General features: G+C 68.7%; 20 protein-coding genes. 9 read left to right on the plus strand and 11 right to left on the minus strand.

Going from position 1 to position 20,227, the window contains the following annotated elements; all coding sequences use genetic code 11:
* The first annotated feature begins 30 nt into the window (after positions 1-30).
* The 3 genes from G6N19_RS06565 (at position 31) to G6N19_RS06575 (ending at position 2,104) form a co-directional block, all read left to right on the plus strand.
* Positions 31-480: a nuclear transport factor 2 family protein gene (locus G6N19_RS06565; protein ID WP_013827444.1), complete on the plus strand. Its 450-nt coding sequence runs from the start codon at positions 31-33 to the stop codon at positions 478-480.
* Between the two features lie 63 nt (positions 481-543).
* Positions 544-1,449, plus strand: a complete 906-nt coding sequence (locus G6N19_RS06570) for an HAD family hydrolase (RefSeq protein WP_193466021.1) — start codon at positions 544-546, stop codon at positions 1,447-1,449.
* 127 nt (positions 1,450-1,576) lie between these two features.
* On the plus strand, positions 1,577-2,104 hold the full coding sequence (locus G6N19_RS06575) for an FAS1-like dehydratase domain-containing protein (protein WP_013827442.1): 528 nt from the start codon (positions 1,577-1,579) through the stop codon (positions 2,102-2,104).
* 9 nt (positions 2,105-2,113) lie between these two features.
* On the opposite strand, the gene G6N19_RS06580 is transcribed toward G6N19_RS06575, so the two are convergent.
* The 9 genes from G6N19_RS06580 to G6N19_RS06620 all read right to left on the minus strand — a co-directional run bounded on the left by G6N19_RS06580 (position 2,114) and on the right by G6N19_RS06620 (position 9,714).
* Positions 2,114-3,145 (minus strand): lysophospholipid acyltransferase family protein, encoded by a 1,032-nt coding sequence (locus tag G6N19_RS06580; protein WP_193466022.1) that lies wholly within the window; start codon positions 3,143-3,145, stop codon positions 2,114-2,116.
* Between the two features lie 4 nt (positions 3,146-3,149).
* Positions 3,150-4,265 (minus strand): SDR family oxidoreductase, encoded by a 1,116-nt coding sequence (locus tag G6N19_RS06585; RefSeq protein WP_041316924.1) that lies wholly within the window; start codon positions 4,263-4,265, stop codon positions 3,150-3,152.
* Positions 4,266-4,352: 87 nt separating this feature from the next.
* Entirely contained in the window at positions 4,353-4,454 is a 102-nt protein-coding gene (locus G6N19_RS06590; protein WP_003402602.1) for a 30S ribosomal protein bS22, read from the minus strand.
* 185 nt (positions 4,455-4,639) lie between these two features.
* Complete coding sequence (locus tag G6N19_RS06595) at positions 4,640-4,897, minus strand: helix-turn-helix domain-containing protein (RefSeq protein ID WP_041316921.1); 258 nt, start codon at positions 4,895-4,897, stop codon at positions 4,640-4,642.
* Positions 4,898-5,036: 139 nt separating this feature from the next.
* Positions 5,037-5,897, minus strand: a complete 861-nt coding sequence (gene proC, locus G6N19_RS06600) for a pyrroline-5-carboxylate reductase (RefSeq protein WP_013827437.1) — start codon at positions 5,895-5,897, stop codon at positions 5,037-5,039.
* A gap of 27 nt (positions 5,898-5,924) precedes the next feature.
* Positions 5,925-6,776 carry a thioesterase family protein gene (locus G6N19_RS06605; protein WP_013827436.1) on the minus strand — a complete coding sequence of 284 codons (852 nt, stop codon included), beginning with the start codon at positions 6,774-6,776 and terminating at the stop codon, positions 5,925-5,927.
* A gap of 51 nt (positions 6,777-6,827) precedes the next feature.
* Positions 6,828-7,670 (minus strand): sugar phosphate isomerase/epimerase family protein, encoded by an 843-nt coding sequence (locus G6N19_RS06610; RefSeq protein ID WP_013827435.1) that lies wholly within the window; start codon positions 7,668-7,670, stop codon positions 6,828-6,830.
* A gap of 17 nt (positions 7,671-7,687) precedes the next feature.
* Positions 7,688-8,728, minus strand: coding sequence for a hypothetical protein (locus G6N19_RS06615; RefSeq protein WP_193466023.1), 1,041 nt, complete (start codon positions 8,726-8,728; stop codon positions 7,688-7,690).
* Positions 8,725-9,714 (minus strand): Ppx/GppA phosphatase family protein, encoded by a 990-nt coding sequence (locus G6N19_RS06620; RefSeq protein ID WP_083037740.1) that lies wholly within the window; start codon positions 9,712-9,714, stop codon positions 8,725-8,727. Before G6N19_RS06620 ends, G6N19_RS06615 begins: the two co-directional genes overlap by 4 nt.
* Before the next feature lie 72 nt (positions 9,715-9,786).
* On the opposite strand from G6N19_RS06620, the gene G6N19_RS06625 reads away from it, so the two are divergent.
* The 5 genes from G6N19_RS06625 to G6N19_RS06645 all read left to right on the plus strand — a co-directional run bounded on the left by G6N19_RS06625 (position 9,787) and on the right by G6N19_RS06645 (position 17,127).
* Positions 9,787-10,575: a hypothetical protein gene (locus G6N19_RS06625; RefSeq protein ID WP_193466024.1), complete on the plus strand. Its 789-nt coding sequence runs from the start codon at positions 9,787-9,789 to the stop codon at positions 10,573-10,575.
* 294 nt (positions 10,576-10,869) lie between these two features.
* Positions 10,870-11,661 carry an ABC transporter ATP-binding protein gene (locus G6N19_RS06630; protein ID WP_232062549.1) on the plus strand — a complete coding sequence of 264 codons (792 nt, stop codon included), beginning with the start codon at positions 10,870-10,872 and terminating at the stop codon, positions 11,659-11,661.
* Entirely contained in the window at positions 11,643-14,192 is a 2,550-nt protein-coding gene (locus tag G6N19_RS06635; protein ID WP_081465463.1) for an FtsX-like permease family protein, read from the plus strand. Before G6N19_RS06630 ends, G6N19_RS06635 begins: the two co-directional genes overlap by 19 nt.
* A 25-nt stretch (positions 14,193-14,217) precedes the next feature.
* Positions 14,218-15,579 (plus strand): FAD-binding oxidoreductase, encoded by a 1,362-nt coding sequence (locus G6N19_RS06640; RefSeq protein ID WP_193466025.1) that lies wholly within the window; start codon positions 14,218-14,220, stop codon positions 15,577-15,579.
* A gap of 90 nt (positions 15,580-15,669) precedes the next feature.
* Positions 15,670-17,127 carry an amidase family protein gene (locus G6N19_RS06645; RefSeq protein WP_193466026.1) on the plus strand — a complete coding sequence of 486 codons (1,458 nt, stop codon included), beginning with the start codon at positions 15,670-15,672 and terminating at the stop codon, positions 17,125-17,127.
* 21 nt (positions 17,128-17,148) lie between these two features.
* Here the strand turns inward: G6N19_RS06645 and G6N19_RS06650 are convergent, their stop codons facing one another.
* Positions 17,149-17,469 carry a DUF2834 domain-containing protein gene (locus G6N19_RS06650; protein ID WP_232062550.1) on the minus strand — a complete coding sequence of 107 codons (321 nt, stop codon included), beginning with the start codon at positions 17,467-17,469 and terminating at the stop codon, positions 17,149-17,151.
* A 125-nt stretch (positions 17,470-17,594) separates the two neighbouring features.
* Here G6N19_RS06650 and G6N19_RS06655 point away from each other — a divergent pair, with 125 nt between their 5' ends.
* Positions 17,595-19,202, plus strand: coding sequence for an HNH endonuclease signature motif containing protein (locus tag G6N19_RS06655; RefSeq protein WP_193466027.1), 1,608 nt, complete (start codon positions 17,595-17,597; stop codon positions 19,200-19,202).
* A 28-nt stretch (positions 19,203-19,230) separates the two neighbouring features.
* On the opposite strand, the gene G6N19_RS06660 is transcribed toward G6N19_RS06655, so the two are convergent.
* A complete protein-coding gene (locus tag G6N19_RS06660; protein ID WP_013827424.1) occupies positions 19,231-20,223 on the minus strand; it encodes an NAD-dependent epimerase/dehydratase family protein in 993 nt (330 codons plus the stop codon).
* Between the last annotated feature and the right edge of the window lie 4 nt (positions 20,224-20,227).

Raw genomic sequence — 20,227 nt, forward strand, 5'->3', positions numbered from 1 at the left:
AGTGTGGCCCACGGTGGCTATGTTTTCGATATGCCCGGCGCAAGTGCGGTGTCGATCACCAACCTGCTGTACCGCTACGCCGAGTCGATGGATGCCGGCGACTTGGATTCGGCCGCAGCGCTGTTCGGTCACGCCCGGCTCAAGGTCGGCCCCGACGCCGATGCCGTGCTCGACAGCGCCGGGATGCTGCAACTGTGGCGCGGGCTGGTCAAGATTCACGCCGACGGCACACCGCGCACCAAGCACGTCATCACCAATCCGATCCTCGACATCGATGAGGAGGCCGGTACCGCGACCTGCAGGTCCTACTACACGGTGCTGCAGCAGACCGATACCGTTGCCCTGCAGGTGGTCGCGGCCGGCCGTTATCACGACGAGTTCGAGCGGGTGGACGGCGTCTGGCGGTTCAGTTTCCGGGATTACTCGATGCTCGACCTCAAAGGTGATCTACGCGATCACCTGGGGGTATTGGGCAGTTAGTCCGGTTAGTGTTGGTGGCGGCCGCAGCAGCGGCCGTCAATGCACAGCGGAGGGAGTCGGGTGATGGCTTTACCGGGCCCGACCGACGGGGATTCCGCAGCGGGCCCTGAGCTGGAGCCGGTGGTCGGCGGGGATTTCGCGGCCAGCGCCGAGCGGGCGCTGGCCGACGTGCTCGACGCCGACACCCCGGCGCCGGTCGATCTGACCGCGGCGGCGTTCTTCGACGTCGACAACACCCTGGTGCAGGGCTCCTCCATGGTGCATTTCGGCCGCGGGCTGGCCGCCCGGAACTACTTCACCTACCGCGATGTCGTCGGCTTCCTCTACGCCCAAGCCAAGTTCCAGCTGACCGGCCGAGAGAACAGCGAGGATGTCGCGGCCGGCCGCCGCAAGGCACTGGCCTTCATCGAGGGCCGGCCGGTATCGGAGCTGGTCGAGCTCGGCGAAGAGATCTACGACGAGATCATCGCCGACAAGATCTGGCCGGGCACCCGCGAGCTGGCGCAGATGCACCTCGACGCCGGCCAGCAGGTGTGGCTGGTCACCGCGACCCCCTACGAGCTGGCCGAGACCATCGCCCGCCGGCTCGGGCTGACCGGCGCGCTGGGCACCGTCGCGGAGTCGGCCGACGGGGTGTTCACCGGCCGGCTGGTCGGCGAGATCCTGCACGGTCCGGGCAAGGCGCACGCGGTGCGGTCGCTGGCCATCCGGGAGGGGTTGAACCTGCGGCGCTGCACCGCCTACTCCGACAGCTTCAACGACGTGCCGATGCTGTCGCTGGTGGGCACCGCGGTAGCGATCAATCCCGATGCCGCGTTGCGCGAGATGGCACGCAAGCGCGGCTGGGAGATCCGCGACTTCCGCACCGCGCGCCGGGCGGCGCGTATCGGGGTGCCGTCGGCGCTGGCGCTGGGGGCCGTCGGCGGGGCCCTGGCGGCGGCCGTGGCGCACCGGAACGAGCGGGCGTAGCCTGCGGAGCCTGCGAGGGCCGGGCGACCGCATCAAGCACCGTGGCGCACCGGAACGAGCGGGGTTGAGCTGCTCGCTGATAGGCTTCCGCCGCCGAACACCACGGCGAGCGGAGGGGTAAACCGGCATGGCAGTACACACCGAGTCGCAAGGGGTCATCGGTACCCACTACCGGTTCCCGGACTACTTCGAAGTCGGCCGGGAGAAGATCCGCGAATTCGCCCGCTCGGTCAAAGACGAGCACCCGGCCCACTTCGACGAGGCCGCCGCGACTGAGGCCGGGCACCCCGGACTGGTGGCGTCGCTGACGTTTCTGGCGGTCGCCGGCCGCCAGGTGCAGCTGGAGATCTTCGACAAGTTCGACATCCCGATCAACATCGCCCGGGTGCTGCACCGCGACCAGAAGTTCACCTTCCACCGGCCGATCGTGGCCGGCGACAAGCTGTTCTTCGACACCTACCTGGACTCGGTGATCGAATCCCACGGCACGGTGGTCAGCGAGGTTCGCAGTGAGGTCACCGACGCCGACGGCAAGCCGGTGGTGACCAGCGTGGTCACCATGCTCGGCGAGTCGGTGAACCAGGACGCCGATACCGAGGCGGCGACGATCGCCGCCCTCGAGGCGATGCGCGATCGGGCGCTGGGCAAGAAGTAGCTACCCGACTCAGCCGAAGAACATGTTGCGGCGGCCGGCCAGCAGCCGGTACAGCGTCTGCTGGATCGTCTCGCGCACCTGGTCGGTCAGTTCGAAGGTGACCATCGGGTCGTCGGCGGCGGCGGGCTCGTAGTCGGTGGTCTCGATCGGTTCCCCGAAGGCGATGTGCCACTTCGACGGCAGCGGCACCAGGCCCGCCGGACCGGCCAGCGGGAACAGCGGGGTGATCGGGAAGTACGGCACGCCCAGCAGCCGGGCCAACAGCTTGATGTCGGCGATCATCGGATAGATCTCCTCGGAGCCGACGATCGAGCACGGCACGATCGGCGCCTGGGTCTGCAGCGCCGCCGACACGAAGCCGCCGCGGCCGAACCGCTGCAGCTTATAGCGGTCCTTGAACCGCTTGCCCAGGCCCTTGTAGCCCTCCGGGAACACCGCCGTCAGCTCGCCGGCTGCCAGCAACCGGTGGGCGTCGGCGGTGCAGGCCATGGTGTGGCCGGCCTTGCGGGCGGCCGGCCCGATCACCGGCAGGTCGAACACCAGATCAGCGCCGAGCATCCGCAGGTCGCGACGGCCCGGATGGTGGTCGTGCACCGCCACCGACAGCATCAGCGCGTCCATCGGCAGCACCCCGGCGTGGTTGGCCACCACCAGTGCGGGCCCGTCGGCCGGCAGGTTCTCGATGCCGCTGACCTCGACCCGGAACCAGTCGTTGAAGAAGACCCGCAGCAGCGGCAGCGCGACGGCTTCGTTGAAGTGCGGGTCGAACCCGAACTCGTCGACGTGGTAGTCGCCGGTGATCCGCTCCCGAAGGAATGCGGCGAGGCCGGCCACCCGCCGGACGAACTCGCTCGGGGCCGCCTCGGCGTCACCGGACGCCCCCGCGGCGACGCTGCGGCGTCCGTCGATATCGCGCACTACGGCGCTGATCTGCTCGGCCGAGCCACGGTCGTCGGGGCGGGCCAGCGTCGACGGGTGTCGGCGCGCAGACGCCGAGTTCTTGTGCAGCGGAATGACTTTAGCCCTGGAATCACCAGCCATGGCGTTACCCTCCCCGCGCCCTGTTAAAACCGATATCGCCCAGGCGTTGCACCACGCTCACCGCGCGCCGTTCCGCCGACTGCACCCATTTGGGGTCGATGATCGGACTGAGACCTCGCCCCCGCACGTAGTCATCGAATGCCTCGGCGGTGGTCCATTTGGTGCTGTACCCGAGGTCGGTTCGCATTCTAGTCGTATCCATCACCCGGCCAAAGCTGAGATAGTTCAGCTGCTCCCGGTTGATCTCGGTGTAGTTGTTGGCCCGCCGCAACGAGTCCAGCGCCCACAGTCCCAGCCCGAACACCGGCATCGGGATCCGGCCCGAGCGGCGAATCGCCTGCGACATCATGATGATGCCGTCGGCGCCGACGTTGAAGGTGCCGGCCTTACCGGCCATCGTGGCCCGTTCCAGGGCGCCCAACGCATCCTGCTCGTGCAGCAACTGCAGGCGGGCATCGCGGCCCAGCACCATCGGCACCAGCGGGCCGCCGAGGTAGCGCGACAACGCGGTGTCCATGGCCGGGCCGATCATGTTGGCCATCCGCAGGATGGTGACCGCGATGTCGGGCCGGCGCCGGCCCAGCCCGCGGGCGTAGCCCTCGATGTCGACGCTGTCGCGGGGGAAGCCCTGGGTGGGCGGCCGGTGGCTGGTGCTGTCCTCGGTGAACAGCACCGGGTCACGCGAGCAGGACCCGTAGACCTCCGAGGTCGACTTGAGCACCACCCGGCGCACCGAGGGCGCCTTCTGGCAGGCGGCGAACAACTGCATGGCGCCCATCACGTTGAGCTCTTTCAGGGCCGCCCCGCCGCCGGAACGCGGCACGTACGACGCCGCGGCAGCATGCACCACGGTATCGACTTCGCTATTTCGAATCACCTTGGCGATAAAGGGATTGCGGATGTCGGCGCGGACGAATTCGGCGCGGCCCATCCGGCGCAGCATGTCCTTGCTCGGCATCACCGCGTCCACCGCGATCACCCGGTTGATCAAGGGATTCTGCGTCAGCCTGGCGGTCAGATAGCCACCCAGGAATCGGCATGCGCCGGTGACCAACACAACCTTGGGATAGTGCCGGACGTCGCTTCGCGTGCTGTCGTTCGGGGGTCCGGCCTCGTCCACCCCGCCAGCCTAACGGCCAGTCCGGAAAAGCAATACCGCGGCGATCGCCCGTCCCCCGCCCGGGACCCGGGCGCGGGCTCGGCGGAGTTACTTACCGAGTTTTCTGCGCTGCACCCGGGTACGGCGAAGCAGCTTGCGGTGCTTCTTCTTCGACATGCGCTTGCGCCGCTTCTTGATGACTGAACCCATGAACTCCGCTATCTGCTGCTGCCCGCGCCGCCACCGGGGCGCTGGGCGAACTTGATCGACCCGGCCACTTTACCCGTAGGCAGGCGCCGAGCAGAAAACCGGCACCTGACCGGGCCCCGGACACAGCCGACCCCGGGCGTCGCCGTGCGGCGACGCCCGGGGGGCGCTTACCTGTCGACCGGCGGTCAGCCTGCGTCGAAGAAGGAGGTCTCCAAGAGGTCGTGCACCGCCTTGGCGTGCACCCGGAAAGACCGTCCCACCCGCACCGCGGGCAGTTCGCCGTTGTGCACCAGGCGGTACACCGTCATCTTGCTGACCCGCATCAGCGCAGCCACCTCGGCCACGGTGAGAAATTGTGCCCGGCCCGTGTCGGCAGGGCCGGCATCCCGTGCCGCCCGGCCGCCAGCGGAGTCTCGTGCCGAAGGCCCGTTCGCAGACGTCATCGTTACCCATTTCAATCAGGCACGTGCAGTCCCAGCGGCTTCCCCTCCGCTGCGCCCACACGCACAGACATAGAGGAGAATAGCGGGACGAATGGGGTTCCTGCGACGGGTGAGAGGCAATATGTGAAAAATAAGTGAATTACTCTGATGTGATTCTTAGCTGCTCAGAGCGGGTTTTTGCGGCCCGGACGGCCCGATCGACCGAGGTCCGCAGGCCGCCGGCCTCCAGTTCCCGCAACGCGGCCGCGGTGGTTCCACCGGGGGAGGTCACCATGGCTCTCAGCTGAGCCGGACCGGTGTCGATGACCGAATTCGCCGTCCCCGCCGTCTCGCCGCGCTCCTCCAACAGCATCTGCGCCGACCCGGCCATGGTCTGCACCGCCAGATCGGTGGCCCCCTGCCGACTCAGCCCGGCGGCGACCCCGGCATCTACCAGTGCCTCCACCATCAAGAAGAAGTACGCGGGCCCAGAACCTGAGACGGCGGTGACGGAGTCCATCTGCTCCTCCGGGACGATCACCACCGTGCCGACGCACTCGAACAGCTCGGCGACCTGCTCGACCTGCTCGCTGCTGGCGAACCGGCCCTTGGCCAGCGCGCTGGCGCCGGCGCCGACCTTGACCGGGGTGTTCGGCATCACCCGGATCACCGCGGTGCCCGCAGGCAGCTTGGACTCCACGTACCCGGTGGTGACACCGGCCACGATGCTCACCAGGACCTGCTCGGGACTGTTCTCTGAGGCGGCGGTGAGGTTCTTGGCGAACTCGGCGACGACGGATTCCACGTCCTGCGGCTTCACCGCGACGATCACGATGGACGCGTTCTCGACCGCGTCGGCGACCGAGGTCACCAGCACCGAATACTTCTCGGAGAGCTGTCGGGCGCGGTCACCGAAGCGTTCGGCGACGACGAGGTCCTTGACCGGGCGTCCGGCCGCCAGCAAGCCCGCCAGCAAGGCCTCGCCCATGTTGCCGCCGCCGATGATCGCGATTCTGGTCATGGCGACAGCATTTCAGACCCGCCTGCCTCAGCGGTCGGGAACCATGGCCAGCTGCCGGGTCTGCACCACGATGCGGCCTTCGCAGTCGACCACGGTGTGGTCTTCGTCGAACCAATCCTGGCCGATCTGCACGCAGCTGCAGATCACGCGCAGCCAGCCGTCGGCCGGCATGGCCCGCAGGTAGGCGGTGAGCTGCACCGTGGGCGCCCAGCCCATCCGGTTGACGGCGTAGGTCACCGGTGCCGAGACGTCGCCGCACAGCAGTGCGAACAGCACGTCGGGCGCGGCGCCCTTGGGCCGTACCCACATCTCGATCACCGGCGGGCCGCCATCCGAGCGCGGGCCGAGCGTGGTCAGCGCCGGGCGGATGTCGCAGCCGTGCGCCAGGTGCACGATGTGTTCCATCGGATGGCCCGGACCGATCGGCTCCAAGCCGGGCGGCGGCTCCGGCGTCATCAACGGCACCACCGGGTTGAAGGACAGCAGCGGCGGGGCCTGGTGCTCCGGCTCGCTCAGGGTGACCACCGCGCGCACCGCGGTGCGCTCGCCTTGGTTGAGTTCGACGTCGACCAGGCTGACCCGGCGGCCGCGCTTGCGAATCCTGGTCACCAGCTGCATCGCACCGGGGTCGGGCGCCCACAGGTAGCTGGCGGACACCGCGACCGGCTGGATTTTCGGCGCTGTCCCGTCGCCGGCTACGGCGGTGCGGGCGGCGTTGGCGCACAACGCCAGCATCGCGCCGCCGTGCACCTTCGGGCCGATCGTCCAGTGCTCGTTGAGCGCACCGGTGAACGATGCCACGTCGCCATCGTCAGAGCCATCGCCGCCATCGGTGCGCACCAGGGCCATGGCATCGGTGAACAGCGTGGATGAGGTCACGCGGGCCTCCTTGTGTCTCAGTGAACTTGTGTCTCAGTGATCAGCAGGCGGTCAGCGCAGCAGATGCGTGCGGGCGAACTGTAGCGACTCGATCAACAGCGCCTCGCGCTCATGCGGCGAGCGGGCGTGGGAGGTGGTCACCTCCAGCACCACATGACCGGTGAAGTCGCTGGCGGCCAGCAGGTGACACACCTCAACGGTCGGCTGGTCACCGCGCCCGGGCACCAGATGCTCGTCGGCCGGCAGTCCGGTGCCGTCGCACAGGTGCAGGTGGGTCAGGCCGGCGCCCATCCGGCGGGCCATCTCCAACGCATCGGTGCCGGCGGTCGCGGTGTGCGACAGATCCAGGGTGTAGTGCGCGTGGTTGCCGTCGAGTGGGTCGTGGGACGGCGCGAACGCCGAAATCGCGGCGCCCGGGCCGCCGCCGCGGCGGCGCATCCGTTCGCGGGACTGATCGGCGCCGAAGAGGCGGTCGGCGCGGAACGGGAACATGTTCTCCACCGCCACGGCCACGTCGCTGCGGGCCTCCAATTCGGAGACTTGGTCGCTGAATCCCTCGGCGTAGCGGCGCTGCCAGCGGAACGGTGGATGTACCACGACGGTCTGGGCTTCAAGTCGTTCGGCGGCCCGCACGCTACGTTCCAGCTTGTGGATCGGGTTGGCGCCCCAGACCCGTTGCGAGATCAGCAGGCACGGTGCGTGTACCGACAGCACCGGCACCCGGTACTTGCGCGACAACCGCTGCACGGCGCCGATGTCCTGGCTGACCGACTCCCCCCACACCATCAGCTCGACACCGTCGTAGCCGAGTCGTGCCGCGTACTCGAAGGCAGCCTCGGCCCGCAGGGGGTAAACCGAAGCCGTCGACAAGCCGACCTTGATGGCGGGGCGCACGGACTAATAGTGAACGGCTAGTTGGCGTGCAGCGCCAGCGGCCCCAGCGTGATCAGCAGTCCGACCGCGACGGCGATCAAAGTGCTGACGATGTCGACGGTCTTGCGGACGGCCTGAACGGCGGCGACCAGGCCGAGCGTGACCAGCACCGTGAGCACCAGCGCGACGATGCTGTTCCACCGCCACAACTGGTCGAAGGCGATGAACAGCCCGCCGCCGAACGCCACCGCCAGGATCGACTGCAGCACCACCAGCAGCCCGCCGACCACGCCCGGCCGGCCAACGTAGTCGTCGACCGCCGGCTCGGACGCGACGGCGTCGGCGGCGGCGGGGTCGGCCGGGCCGGCGGTATCGGCAAGATCGGTGCCCGCACTGTCCGCCTCGAAATCCTGCCGGACCGGCCGCTCGGCGCTGCCGGCCTTGCTGAGGACCGAGCGCACGTAGGCCGAGTCCCCGACCGCCAGGTCGGCCTCGCGCACATCGGTGTCCATCACGTCGAGTTCGACGTCGGTGTAGGTGTCGACCGGGTCGGGACGCATCCGTTCGGCGCCGGAGCCGGTGGAACGGTCGGCCGGTGCCGGGCGCCCGTTGCCCGCTGCGGGCACATCCGACCGGCGCATCGGCCACGGGTAGGGACTCTGCTGCGGGCCGCCGGTGCGCGGCGGCTGCGGCGGCGATTTGGGCCAGCGCGGTTCGGGCGCCGACCGCTGGGCAGGTTCGTCCCGTTCCGCCGGTCGCGGCCCGGTGGCCGGGCTGTCCTCGTCGACGAATCCGGGCGCCGGGCCGATGGGCAGGGCGCCGCTCGCCGCGGTGTCGGAGGTCTCGCCGTCGTCCGGCGATTCGGCCGGCGCCGCCGGCGCCGGGGGCCCGTCCTCGTCCCGGATGATCGGGATCTCACCGGTCAGTTCGGCGACGGTGACGGCGTCGGCGTTGCCGCGCCGACGCCGGCGGCGACCGGTCACCGGCGGCGAACCGATCGTCCCGTTCTTGGCGAGCAGCTCGGCAACCGAGATCGGCCGCGTCTCGACGTCGCGGGGGTCGGGCTTGGGCTCGGTCATCGGGCGCCCCCTCTTTGCCGGGCCATGCCCACGGACGAGGATTGGAGCAAGGTGGCGCTGTCGGCTTCACGGTCGAGCCGCCGCAGGATCAAGCCCTCCCGCAGCGCCCACGGGCAAATCTGAACCGTTTCGATCGACAGCGCTCGCATGCTCGCTTCCGCCACCAGGGCGCCCGCCACGATCTGCGGGGCCCGCTCGGCGCTCACCCCTTCCAATTCGGCACGATCTGCCGTGGTCATCCTAGAGATGAATGATATGAGCTGCCTAAGGCCCGCGGCGGTCAATGTGCGCCGGACTCGCGGCCCGGCAGCCGACGGCGCGGCACCGGTGAGGCGCGCCAGCGAACGAAACGTCTTGGAACTGGCCACCGCGAGGTCGGGTGGGCCGGCGTCGAGAACCGTCGCGGCCGCGGGGGCCAACTCGGTGTCCAGCCAGTCCCGCAGCATCGACACCCGGCGCCGCCCGGGCGGGTCTTCGGGCAGCCACTCCCGGGTGAGCCGGCCGGCGCCCAACGGCAGCGACAACGCCACCTCGGGCTCCTCGTCGAGGCCGCTGGAAATCTCCAGCGAACCGCCACCGATATCGAGGTTGATGATCCGCCCGGCGCTCCAGCCGAACCAGCGCCGCACCGCCAGGAACGTCAGCCGGGACTCGTCCTCGCCCTCCAGCACCTGCAACTCGACGCCGGTCTCGGTGCGCACCCGCGCCAGCACATCCTCGGAGTTGCAGGCGTCGCGGACCGCCGAGGTGGCGAACGCCATCAGCTCCGCGCAGCCCGAACTACCTGCGATGGTGGCGAATTCGTCGATCGTGGACACCAGCTTGTCGGCACCGCGCCGGGTGATCTTTCCTGAGCTGTCGGTGGCCTCCGCCAGTCGTAACGTGGCCTTGGTCGAGCTCATCGGGGTCGGGTGACCGCCCCGGTAAGCATCGACCACCAGGAGATGGACGGTATTGCTTCCGACGTCGAGTACGCCTAATCGCACGCAACCAACTTAGTGGGGCGAGGAATCGACCAAGGCGAGACAACGCGAATTCGTGGTCTAGCGTGGAGTTTTGTGACCCCCGCGCAGCCCGGCCCCCCGCGGCGTGAAGTCGGCCTGGACTTCCCCCGCGAATGGGTGGAGTTCTACGATCCGGACAACCCCGAACATCTGATCGCCGCCGATCTGACCTGGCTGTTGTCCCGCTGGACCTGCGTGTTCGGCACAGCGGCCTGCCGGGGCATCGTGGCCGGCCGGCCCGACGACGGGTGCTGTTCGCACGGCGCGTTCCTGTGCGACGACGACGACCGCGCCAAGCTCGACGACGCCGTCGCGCAGCTGACCGACGCCGACTGGCAGTACCGCGACAAGGGTTTGGGCAAGAAGGGCTACCTGGAATACGACGAGAACGACGGCGAGGAGCAATTGCGCACCCGCACCGTCAAGGGGGCCTGCATCTTTCTGAACCGGCCCGGATTCGCCGGTGGCGCGGGCTGCGCGCTGCACATCAAGGCGGTCCGGTTGGGGGTGGAGCCGCTGACCATGAAGCCCGACGTGTGCTGGCAGCTGCCGATCCGGCGCAGCCAGGAGTGGGTGACCCGCCCCGACGACACCGAGATTCTCAAGACCACGATCACCGAGTTCGATCGCCGGGGCTGGGGATCCGGCGGCGAAGACCTGCACTGGTACTGCACCGGTGACCCGGCGGCCCACATCGGCGCCCGGCAGGTCTGGCAGAGTTTGGGGCCCGAGCTGACGGAACTGTTGGGCGAGAAGGCCTACGCCGAACTGGCGGCGATCTGTGAGCGGCGCAACGAACTCGGGCTGGTGGCCGTGCACCCGGCCACCCGGGCCGCCGAGTAGACGGAGTCTGGTGCACTTCAGCGGCCAGCCGTCCACGAACAAAAACTGCAGGTCAATGGTTGTTTTGCTGCGGAACGGCGTCGCCGGCGACTCCTGGCGAGCGCGAGAACACCCGCCGACCAGGGCAGTCAATGGTGTTCGGAGTCACCGACGAATGATTTTTAGCAGGCGGCGCAGGTCGGTATGCTCGAGGATGCCGTCCCCGGTAGCGCAGCATCATCGGAGTGCGCAATGAATTGAGAAACGCGCCCTACGCGGGCATGATCCCGTATCACACACGCCCGCTGGAGATTCATGATCAGGACCGACATCCACACCGTGGAGCTCGACCATAACGGACACACGCCGCCGGTCGTTCTCAGGCCTCCCGTGGTGCTGGAAGCGCGCAAACTCAACAAACAGTTCGGTCACGGCGATACCGCGACGCCGGTATTGCGGAACGTCGATATCCAGATAACCCGCGGCGAATTCGTCGCCATGGTCGGCCCGTCCGGCTCGGGCAAGTCGACCCTGCTGAGCATCCTCGGCCTGCTGGACCTGCCGACCTCCGGAGATGTGCTCATCAACGGCCACAGTGTCTCGCAGCTGTCGCGCCGGCAGTTGGCCGCCGTCCGATGCCAAACCCTCGGCTACGTATTCCAGGCGTTCAACCTTCTGGCGGGCCTGTCGGTCGTGGAGAACGTCATGCTGCCGGGCCTACTGGCGGGCAAATCCGGCCGCTCCCAGCATGCCCACGCGATGGGCCTGCTCGACCAGGTGGGGCTGGCCGCCAAATCCAAGCGGGTCCCGTCGGAGTTGTCCGGCGGTGAACAACAGCGGGTCGCCGTTGCGCGGGCGCTTTTCATGAAGCCAGACGTCATTCTGGCCGATGAGCCGACCGGCAACCTGGACACCGTTAACGGGCAGCGGGTTATTGACGCCCTGTACAACCTGAATGCCGCCGGCCAGACAATTGTCCTGGTGACCCACGACCGGAAAATAGCCGACGACGCTCCCCGGCTGGTTTCACTTCTCGACGGTGAAATCGAGACCGACAGCGGAATGGCTCATGCGCCCGACAATGTGACATGGCTCGCGGGACATTAGCCGCGACTTTCGGCCTGCTCCGGATCATCAATTTTCGGGCCGTTCGTAAACACGCATTCCGGGCCGCACTGGCCGCTTTCTCGCTGGGCGGCGGCGTCGCGGTCGTGGTGGCCGTCATGATCGAGGTCACCAGCGTGTCCAAGGCGGTGGAAGACGTCGGCTACCAGATCGCCGGGCCCGCACCGCTGCGCGTGGTCGGTGCTGCCACCCGCGGCGGCATCAGTCCGGCGGTCGTCGAGGACACCCGGTCGGTCGCCGGGGTGGGAGCGGTGGTGCCCGTCATCCGCGGCGTGACGATGATCCGCAACGACGGCGACAGTGGCGGCAAGGGCACCGAGAGCTACGGGCTGGGCCTCGGCGTGGACTGCTCGGCGCAGTGGATCGTCGACCCGAAGGTCTGCCAAGCCGGGCAGCAGGAGCCACCGCCGGCGATCTCGAAGTCACTGGGCGACTCCCTGGACGCCTCGGCGACCCTGGTCACCGACGCCGGACAGCTGTCAGTGGGGAAGTTCCAGCGGGTGGCCGACCTGGACGAGGTCAACAACGGCCTGGTGGCAGTGCTGCCGCTGAGCATGGCCAAGGTGCAGTTCGCCCGCGGCGACCGAGTGGACATGTTGTACGTGACGCTGGCCCCCGACGCCGACGCCGGCGAGGTCCAACAGCGGCTGAAGACCACGCTGGGACCCACCTACAGCGTGCAGCCCCGCAGCGAACCGGCGAAGGGCTACAACGTCAACGACGTGCTGCTGCCGCTGCTGGGCATCTTCGCGCTGATCTCGATCGGTGTGGGGGTCATCCTGATCACCCAGATCACCCGGCTCTCGGTCGAGGAGCGCCGCCGCGAGATCGCGATCGCCTCCGCGCTGGGAGCCTCACCCGCCTCGATCATGACCGGGTTTCTCAGCGAGGCCGCGCTGCTGGGGGCGGCGGGATCGGCGATGGGTGTGCTGACCGGCATCGTGATCTCGGAGCCCATCGTGGCCAGCGCCAGTGAGCTCACCGAACGATTCGTCGGCGTCACCGTGCCGGTGGTGCTCAAGCCGGCGATCCTGGTGGTCGGCGTGCTGGCCGGCCTGCTGCTGGCGGTGGGGGCCGCGATCGGGCCCGCCCTGTCGGCGTCCAACACCCCGATCGCCGCCGAGCTGTCCGGCCGGGCGGCCCAGGAGCAGACCACGCAACGCAAGATCTGGTTCCGGGCGCTGCTGCTGCTGGCGATCGGGCTCAGCGGGGTGATCGCGGCACGGCTGGCGACACTGTCCGGCGCCCTGGTGGCCTGGCAGGCCATCCTCGCCGACGTGGGCGCGGTGGTCGCGCTCATCGGGCTGCTGCTGGCAACCGCGTACCTGAGCGCGCAGGCCATCACCAGCGTGCGGCCGCGGCCGGACAAGTCGCGCGGGGCGACGCTGACCATCGCCCTCAACGCGCTGCGCTCGGACCGCTCGCGCACCGCGGCGATCTCGGGCGCCATCGCGGTGCCGGTCGTGGTCGCGATCCTGCTCTCCGGGTTCCTCGTCGCGATTCACATCGGCGCCACCCGGGTCGCCGAATCCCAGGCGGACGGTCGCATCGCCATCACCACGACGCAGTTCGCCGACTACGGCCCCGTGGACGCCCGATTCGCCCCGCAGACGGTCAACAAACTGAACGCGTTGACCGGGGTGGAAAAGATCGAGCGGATGGCCGAGATCGAGATCAGCCTCAAAGACGGGTCACTGGCGCATATTCAGGCCCAGGACCGGCCGACATTTCCGTTCGGATTACTCGCCGGCCAATCCCCGGAGGCGAGTCAGAAGGCTAATCAGGTCGTCATCGGCAGCGTCCTCGCGCGGGAGAAAAAACTCCATATCGGTGACATTCTGGTATTTGGAAGTGGACTCGATGCGCAGGCGATGAGCATCGGCACCATTGTGGCCACCCCCGAATACGGTGGCCGCCGGATCTACATGCCGTACTCGATCGCCGAGCAGATCTACGGCCCGCAGCCCGCCGGCCTGATCTTCGCCACACCGGCAGCGGGATTCACCGCCGGCCAGGTCATCGAGAGCATCGGGGCCACCCAGTTCGACCAGCCGGTGACCGCGGTGGACACCGACGGCTACGCCTCGGAGATCGCTACGTCCATCGGCCGGTATCTGACGCCGTTGAACACCCTCAAGTACGGCCTGCTCGGCATCGCCTTCATCTCGGTGCTCTCGACGTTGCTGCTGGTCGGGATCCGGCGCAGGCGCGAGGTGGCGCTGATCCAGGCGCTGGGGGCCACCCGGGTGCGGGTGTTCTCCATCACCACCATCGAGGCCGTCGTCGCCGGCGCCGCCGGCGGCCTGTTCGGCGCGGTGCTGTCGATCGCCATCTCCGAGGCGGTCCGACGGGCCGCCGTGGTCAACGTCGGCCTAATCACCCCGCTGGTGTTCCCGTGGTCGGACGCGGTGCTCTACGCCGTATTGGCCACCGTCGCCGCGGTTTTCGCGGCCGTCATTCCCGCCTGGAAGAGCACTCGGTCCACTCCGGCGACCGAGCTTCGCGACGAGTAAGAGCTCCGCCGACACCGAGGATGCCATGACAGCGACCGCCCCTGCCGTGCCGGGATTCTCCGGCGAAGTAATCGCCCCGAGCGACGCCCGCTACGACGAGGTCCGTCAGGTCTTCAACGGCATGATCGACAAGCGGCCGCGGGTGGTGCTGCAGTGCCGCTCCACCGACGACATCGTCGCCGCCGTGCGCTATGCGGTGGCCGCCGGAGCCGAGATCGCGGTGCGCAGCGGCGGACACAGCGTTGCCGGTCATTCGGCCACCGACGGCGGCATCGTCATCGACCTGACCCTGATGCGCGGGGTGCGGGTCGACGCGCAAGCGCGGATCGCCTATGTCGACGCCGGCGCCACCTGGGGCGACGTCGACCCGGTGACCAGCAGGCACGGGCTGGCCTGCCCGGGCGGGGTGGTGTCGACGACCGGCGTCGGCGGGTTCTCGCTCGGCGGCGGCATCGGCTGGCTCTCCCGCGCCCACGGGATGACCTGCGACAACCTGATCGGCGCGACACTGGTGACCGCATCCGGCAACGTGTTGACCGTCAGCGAGACCGAGCACACGGACGTGCTGTGGGGGCTGCGCGGCGGAGGCGGCAACTTCGGCGTCGTAGCGCAGTTCGTGCTGCGGCTGCACCCGGTGAACGCGGTGACCGCCGGGGTGCAGTCCTACCCCGACACCGACGCCGAGGCGGCCCTCAAGCATTTCCGCGCCCAGATGGACAACGCACCCGACCACCTGGCGTCCATCCTCGACTTCTCCACCGACTTCACCACCGGCAAGACGCTGGTCAATGTGCTGGCCTGTTCAACACGGACCGACTCGATCGGCAGCAACGATGTCAGCGCCCTGCTCGACGTCCGTGGCGTGGCGGCGAAGCCGGTGGTGGCGGTGCAGCACACGCTGGACTACTCGACCTGGCAGCAGGCCCTCGACTACACGGCGCCGTACGGCTGGCTGAACTACTGGAAATCGCTGTTCGTCACCGAACTCACCGACGAGGCGATCCGCCGCATCGCGCTGCTGGGCCGGTCACGGCCCTCGACGCAGACCCGGCTGCACCTGATCCGGCTCGGCGGGTACGCCAGCCGCGTTCCGCCGGAGTCCACGGCCGTCGTCGCCCGCGACCACCCGTACATCGTCCATCTGATGACGACCTGGACCGACCCCGCCGACACCGCTCGGTGCACGGCGTGGGCCGGGCAGGCCTTCGAGATCCTGCGCCCACTCGGCCCGGCGAGCGCCTACCTGAACTTCGTGGGCGACGAAGGACAGGACCGCATTCGCGCGACCTTCGGCGACGCCGGCTACCAGCGGCTCGCCGAACTCAAGGCGCGGCTGGACCCGGAGAACCGGTTCACCCTCAACCACAACATCGAGCCCGCCGATTGACGTGCGCAGTTCTTAGTGTGTCGCCAACGCGGCCACACGTTTGCGCAGCGCACGGTGGGTATTGTGGTCCGCGGGGGAAAGGACGCAACCATGTCTGCCGCGCACGATCATGAGCAGGATCATGAGCTGGCTTTTGCCGGTGTCGCGCGCCTGGCACAGCTGGTGCATGAGCGGGAGGTGTCCCCGCGCGAGTTGGTGGCCCTGTACCTGGATCGGATCGCCCGGCTCGACCCCGTTCTGAACGTGTTCCGCACGGTGTTGGGTGACCGGGCGATGGACGAGGCGGCGCACATCGAGCGGCGGTTGGCCGCCGGGGAGGTGCTGCCGCTGGCCGGTGTGCCGATCGCGGTCAAGGACGACACCGACGTGGCCGGTGTTTCGTCCATGTGCGGCACCGGAATCGATGTCGGCCCGGCGAGCACCGACAGCGCCGCGGTGCGGCGACTGCGCGCCGCGGGTGCGGTGATCATCGGCAAGACCCACCTCTCGGAGTTCGGCGCCTACCCGGTGTGCGAATCGGCGACCTGGGGTGTGACCCGCAACCCGTGGGATCTGTATCGGACCCCGGGCGGCTCCAGCGGTGGTTCGGCCGCGGCGGTCGCCTCCGGGATGGTGCCGGGCGCCACCGGCAGCGACAGCGGCGGCTCGGTGCGCATCCCGGCCGCCTGCTGCGGGTTGGTCGGCCTCAAGGGCCAGCGCGGCCGGATCAGCACCAAGGAGTCGCCCGAACGGGCGTACCGCTTCCACGGCCTCAACCACATCGGGCCGCTGGCTCGCAGTGTCGTCGACACGGCACTGCTGCACGACGCGATGACCGGGCCCGAACCCGACGACGAGATTCCGTCGCCGCCGTCGGCGCCGCCGCTGATGGACGCGCTGGTGGCGCCGACGCGGCGGTTGCGGATCGCGATGTCGTTCAAGCCGGTGGTCCCGGTGCACGTCAGCGACGAGGTGCGCCGCCCGGTCCTTGAGACCGCGGAGTTGTTGCGTTCGCTGGGCCACGACGTCGTCGAGCGCGACCCGGTCTACCCGGTGGTGGGGATCGCCGCGGTGCTCGCGCTATTCATGAACGGCTTCGCCGATGAGATCGACCGACTCCCGAAAACCGAACTGCTGGAACGGCGGATGCAGGCCGAGGCGCGGACCAGCCGGCTGGTTCCGGACTGGCTCGCCCGGCGTGCGGTTGCCGCCGAGCCCCGGATCACCGCCCGCTCGCAGCGCCGGATCGCCGACTTCGACGTCCTGATGACACCGGTGCTGGCGATACCGCCGGTGCGGGTGGGCTACTTCGAGGGGTTCGGACCGACGCGCGCCATGCTTCGGATGCTGAAGTTCATTCCGTTCACCTTCCCGCAGAACTACAGCGGCCAGCCGGCCATCTCGGTGCCCACCGGTATCGACGCCGCCGGGGTGCCCGAGGCGGTGCACCTGGTGGGGCGGGCCAATGATGAGGCCACCCTGATTTCGCTTGCCGCACAGCTCGAGTCGGTGCGGCCGTGGGCTCAGCGCCGGCCCCCGACCGAGGCGCTGCTGAGCCAGGTCGGGTAAGGCGGCCAGGCCCCGAATTTTTCACTGCTGGGTCTGGAGCTGCGCCAGCCGCCGCTCCCGGGCGATGAGAAAGAGTGGAACGGCCACGCTGATATCGACGACGAAACCCAGCAGGACGTACACCCACAGGTACTCAACGCCGATCCTGCGTGCCTCGACGACCATGAAGATCAGCGCTGCGACGGAGACCACTATCAGGTCGATGGTCATAGAACTGACCGCGTGATTGGCGAAACAGCTGGCGAGGAAGTCGAGCGTGTTTCCGCCGGCCGAGAAGCACGCGATGTTGTGCGCCCACGTGGCGATGAGCGCCACCAGCGCGATCACACCGTAAACGCCCACCCGAACCGATCGTGTGACGTCGACGGGAAGGTTCACCGCCGGCCCCGATTTCCTCACCGATTCCTTAACATGGGGCCCGGATCGGCCGGGTTTCTTTGTCGGACCTTCGCACTAGTGTTCGATGTATGGGCAGTAGCGCGGCCGCGGATCGGGACACCATCATGGCGTCCCTGGCGGCCGTCGAGGCTGCTTATGACCAGTTGGAGTCGTGTTCGTTCGATGCGTTGAGCGCCGAGGAGCTGGTGGAGGTGCTGGCCCGTCGGGAGGTGTTGGCGTGGCGGGCGCCGTCCATCGATCACCAGATCGTGGCCCGTTTCGTGGCCGAGGGCCATTCCGAGGTGCTGGCGGGGTGCTCGCTGGCCAAGGCCTTGAGTGAGCGGTTGCGGATCAGCTCGGCGGAAGCCCGACGGCGGGTGGCTGAGGCCGCTGATCTGGGTCCGCGCACCGCCATGACCGGTGAGACCCTCGAACCGGTGCTGCCCAGTCTGGCTGCCGCACAGGCGGCCGGACTGGTCGGCCCGGAGCAGGTGGCGATCGCCCGTAAGGCCATGGAGAAGATCCCGGCCCGGGTGGCTACTGCAGACCGGGAACGCGCCGAGCGTGAGCTGGCGGAGCTGGCGACGCTGTTCGCCCCGGAGGCCTTCCAACGGTTGGCGGTGCACCTGATCGCCGTATTGGATCAAGACGGCGACGAGCCCGACGACCGCGAACGGCAAGCCCAGCGCGGGCTGCGACTGGGGCCGCAACGCGCCGACGGGATGAGCACCTTGAGCGGCAAGATCAGCCCGGAGCTACGGGCGACCTTGGAGCCGGTGCTGGCCAAGCTGGCCGCCCCGGGGATGTGCAACTCCGCCGATGAACAACCCTGCGTGTCCGGCACCCCCAGTCAGGAGCAGATCCAGAACGATCACCGCAGCCGGGATCAACGCCAGCACGATGCCCTGCTGGCCGCCTTACGGGCCGTCCTGGCCTGTGGGGATCTGGGGCAGCTCAACGGCCTGCCGGTGACCGTGATCGTCTCGACCACCCTGGCCGAGCTGCAGGCCGCCGCCGACCACGCACCTCACACCGATCAGCCGCGGCCCGAACCGGCACCGCCGGTTGGCGAACCCCGTATCACCGGCAAGGCGTACACCGCAGGCGGCAGCCTGCTGCCCATGAGCGATCTGCTGCGCATGGCTTCCCACGCCTACCACTACCTGACCATCTTCGACGGGAAAGGACGGGCATTGTGGTTGGGCCGCACCAAACGCCTCGCCTCGGCGGATCAGCGCATCGTGCTGCACAACCGCGATCGGGGCTGTACCCGGCCGGGATGCACCGTGTCGGGGTATCTGTCCCAAGCGCACCACCTGGAACGCGATTGGGCTGACAACGGCCAAACCGATGTCGATGACCTGGCCCTGGCGTGCGCTCCCGACAACCGGATGGCCAGCGAACAGGGCTGGACCACCCGACTCGGCGAGACCGGCCGGGTCGAATGGATCCCGCCGCCGAAACTCGACCACGGCCAACCCCGCGTCAACCCGTTCCACTTCATCGAAGCCGTCATCGATTACCACCGCCGACCACCGCCCGCGGAGCTGCCACCGCCCGACGCCGCGTGGCCATGGCCCGACGCCCCAGTTTCCGACGACCCATTGTTCGACGAGGCCAGCTACGAAGCCGTTCCCGTCGAGGGCTCCGTCCAACGACATGTCTTCGCCGACGACGACTGGCAAAAAGCCGGGTGACGGCCGCTACCGGCGGCAGGACGTGGGGTCAGCGATGCAGGTAGCCGTTGTCGCGGTACCACTCGTAGCCGGCACGCAGCGCGGTGGCGAACGGGGTGAACGGCACACCCAATTCCTCGCGGGACTTGGTGGCGTCGGCGAAGATGTCCGCGGTGGACAGTCGCATCTGGCGGGCGTCGATCGGCAGTCGCGGTCCGACGACGGCGCGGGCCACGCTGACACCCGCCGCGGCCACCGGGATGAACCAGCGCGGCAACATGACCGAGGGTGGGCGCCGCCCGAAGAGTTCGTTGGCCTCGGTGAATGCCGCACGGAAGGACAGGTTCTCACCGCCCAGGATGTAGCGTTCCCCGATCCGGCCCCGCTCGGCGGCGGCGAGGTGCCCGGCCACCACGTCGTCGACCGAGACGAAGTTGGTGCCGCCGGGTGCGGCGAACCACAGTCGGCCGTGCTGCGCTTCGACGAGCATGGCGCTGGCGATGCGGTTGACGTCGCGGGGTCCGATCACCACGGACGGGTTGACGATCACCGCGGGCAGTCCGGCAGCGACGGCCTTTCGCAGTTCGGCCTCGGCGAGGTGCTTGCTGTGCCCGTAGGGGAACTGCCGGGGCCGGATGTTGAATTCGTCGGTCTCGACCAACTCGTGCCCGCGCGACGGGATACCCAATGCCGCAAGCGAACTGGTATAGACGAAACGCTTGACTCCGGCCCGCAGGGCGGCGGTGGCCATGTCGCGGGTGCCGTCGACGTTGGTGCGATACAGCCGGGTCTGGGTGCGGTGACGCCAGTAGTCCGAGATCGCCGCGGTGTGAAACACCCAGTCGCAGCCGGCCATCGCCTCGGTCAGCGCCTCGACGCCGTCGTTGACGTCGCCGATGCGGGTCTCGCAGTCCAAGCCGGCCAGCGCCGCCATCGGCGAGGTGGAGCGACGCAGCACCCGCACCTGCATGCCGCGCTCCAGCAGCGCGGCGACCAGATTCGAGCCGACGAAACCGGTTCCCCCGGTGACGAATGCACGCATCAGA

It is taken from the genome of Mycobacterium novum (assembly GCF_010726505.1).
In the GTDB taxonomy this organism is placed as follows: Bacteria; Actinomycetota; Actinomycetes; order Mycobacteriales; family Mycobacteriaceae; genus Mycobacterium; species Mycobacterium algericum.

Coding starts and splice junctions, on each gene's coding strand:
- G6N19_RS06565 (WP_013827444.1), top strand. CDS start 31: ATGCCCGGCGCAAGTGCGGTGTCGATCACCAACCTGCTGTACCGCTAC.
- G6N19_RS06570 (WP_193466021.1), top strand. CDS start 544: ATGGCTTTACCGGGCCCGACCGACGGGGATTCCGCAGCGGGCCCTGAG.
- G6N19_RS06575 (WP_013827442.1), top strand. CDS start 1,577: ATGGCAGTACACACCGAGTCGCAAGGGGTCATCGGTACCCACTACCGG.
- G6N19_RS06580 (WP_193466022.1), bottom strand. CDS start 3,145: ATGGCTGGTGATTCCAGGGCTAAAGTCATTCCGCTGCACAAGAACTCG.
- G6N19_RS06590 (WP_003402602.1), bottom strand. CDS start 4,454: ATGGGTTCAGTCATCAAGAAGCGGCGCAAGCGCATGTCGAAGAAGAAG.
- G6N19_RS06595 (WP_041316921.1), bottom strand. CDS start 4,897: ATGACGTCTGCGAACGGGCCTTCGGCACGAGACTCCGCTGGCGGCCGG.
- proC (WP_013827437.1), bottom strand. CDS start 5,897: ATGACCAGAATCGCGATCATCGGCGGCGGCAACATGGGCGAGGCCTTG.
- G6N19_RS06615 (WP_193466023.1), bottom strand. CDS start 8,728: ATGACCGAGCCCAAGCCCGACCCCCGCGACGTCGAGACGCGGCCGATC.
- G6N19_RS06630 (WP_232062549.1), top strand. CDS start 10,870: ATGATCAGGACCGACATCCACACCGTGGAGCTCGACCATAACGGACAC.
- G6N19_RS06635 (WP_081465463.1), top strand. CDS start 11,643: ATGGCTCGCGGGACATTAGCCGCGACTTTCGGCCTGCTCCGGATCATC.
- G6N19_RS06640 (WP_193466025.1), top strand. CDS start 14,218: ATGACAGCGACCGCCCCTGCCGTGCCGGGATTCTCCGGCGAAGTAATC.
- G6N19_RS06645 (WP_193466026.1), top strand. CDS start 15,670: ATGTCTGCCGCGCACGATCATGAGCAGGATCATGAGCTGGCTTTTGCC.
- G6N19_RS06655 (WP_193466027.1), top strand. CDS start 17,595: ATGGGCAGTAGCGCGGCCGCGGATCGGGACACCATCATGGCGTCCCTG.
- G6N19_RS06660 (WP_013827424.1), bottom strand. CDS start 20,223: ATGCGTGCATTCGTCACCGGGGGAACCGGTTTCGTCGGCTCGAATCTG.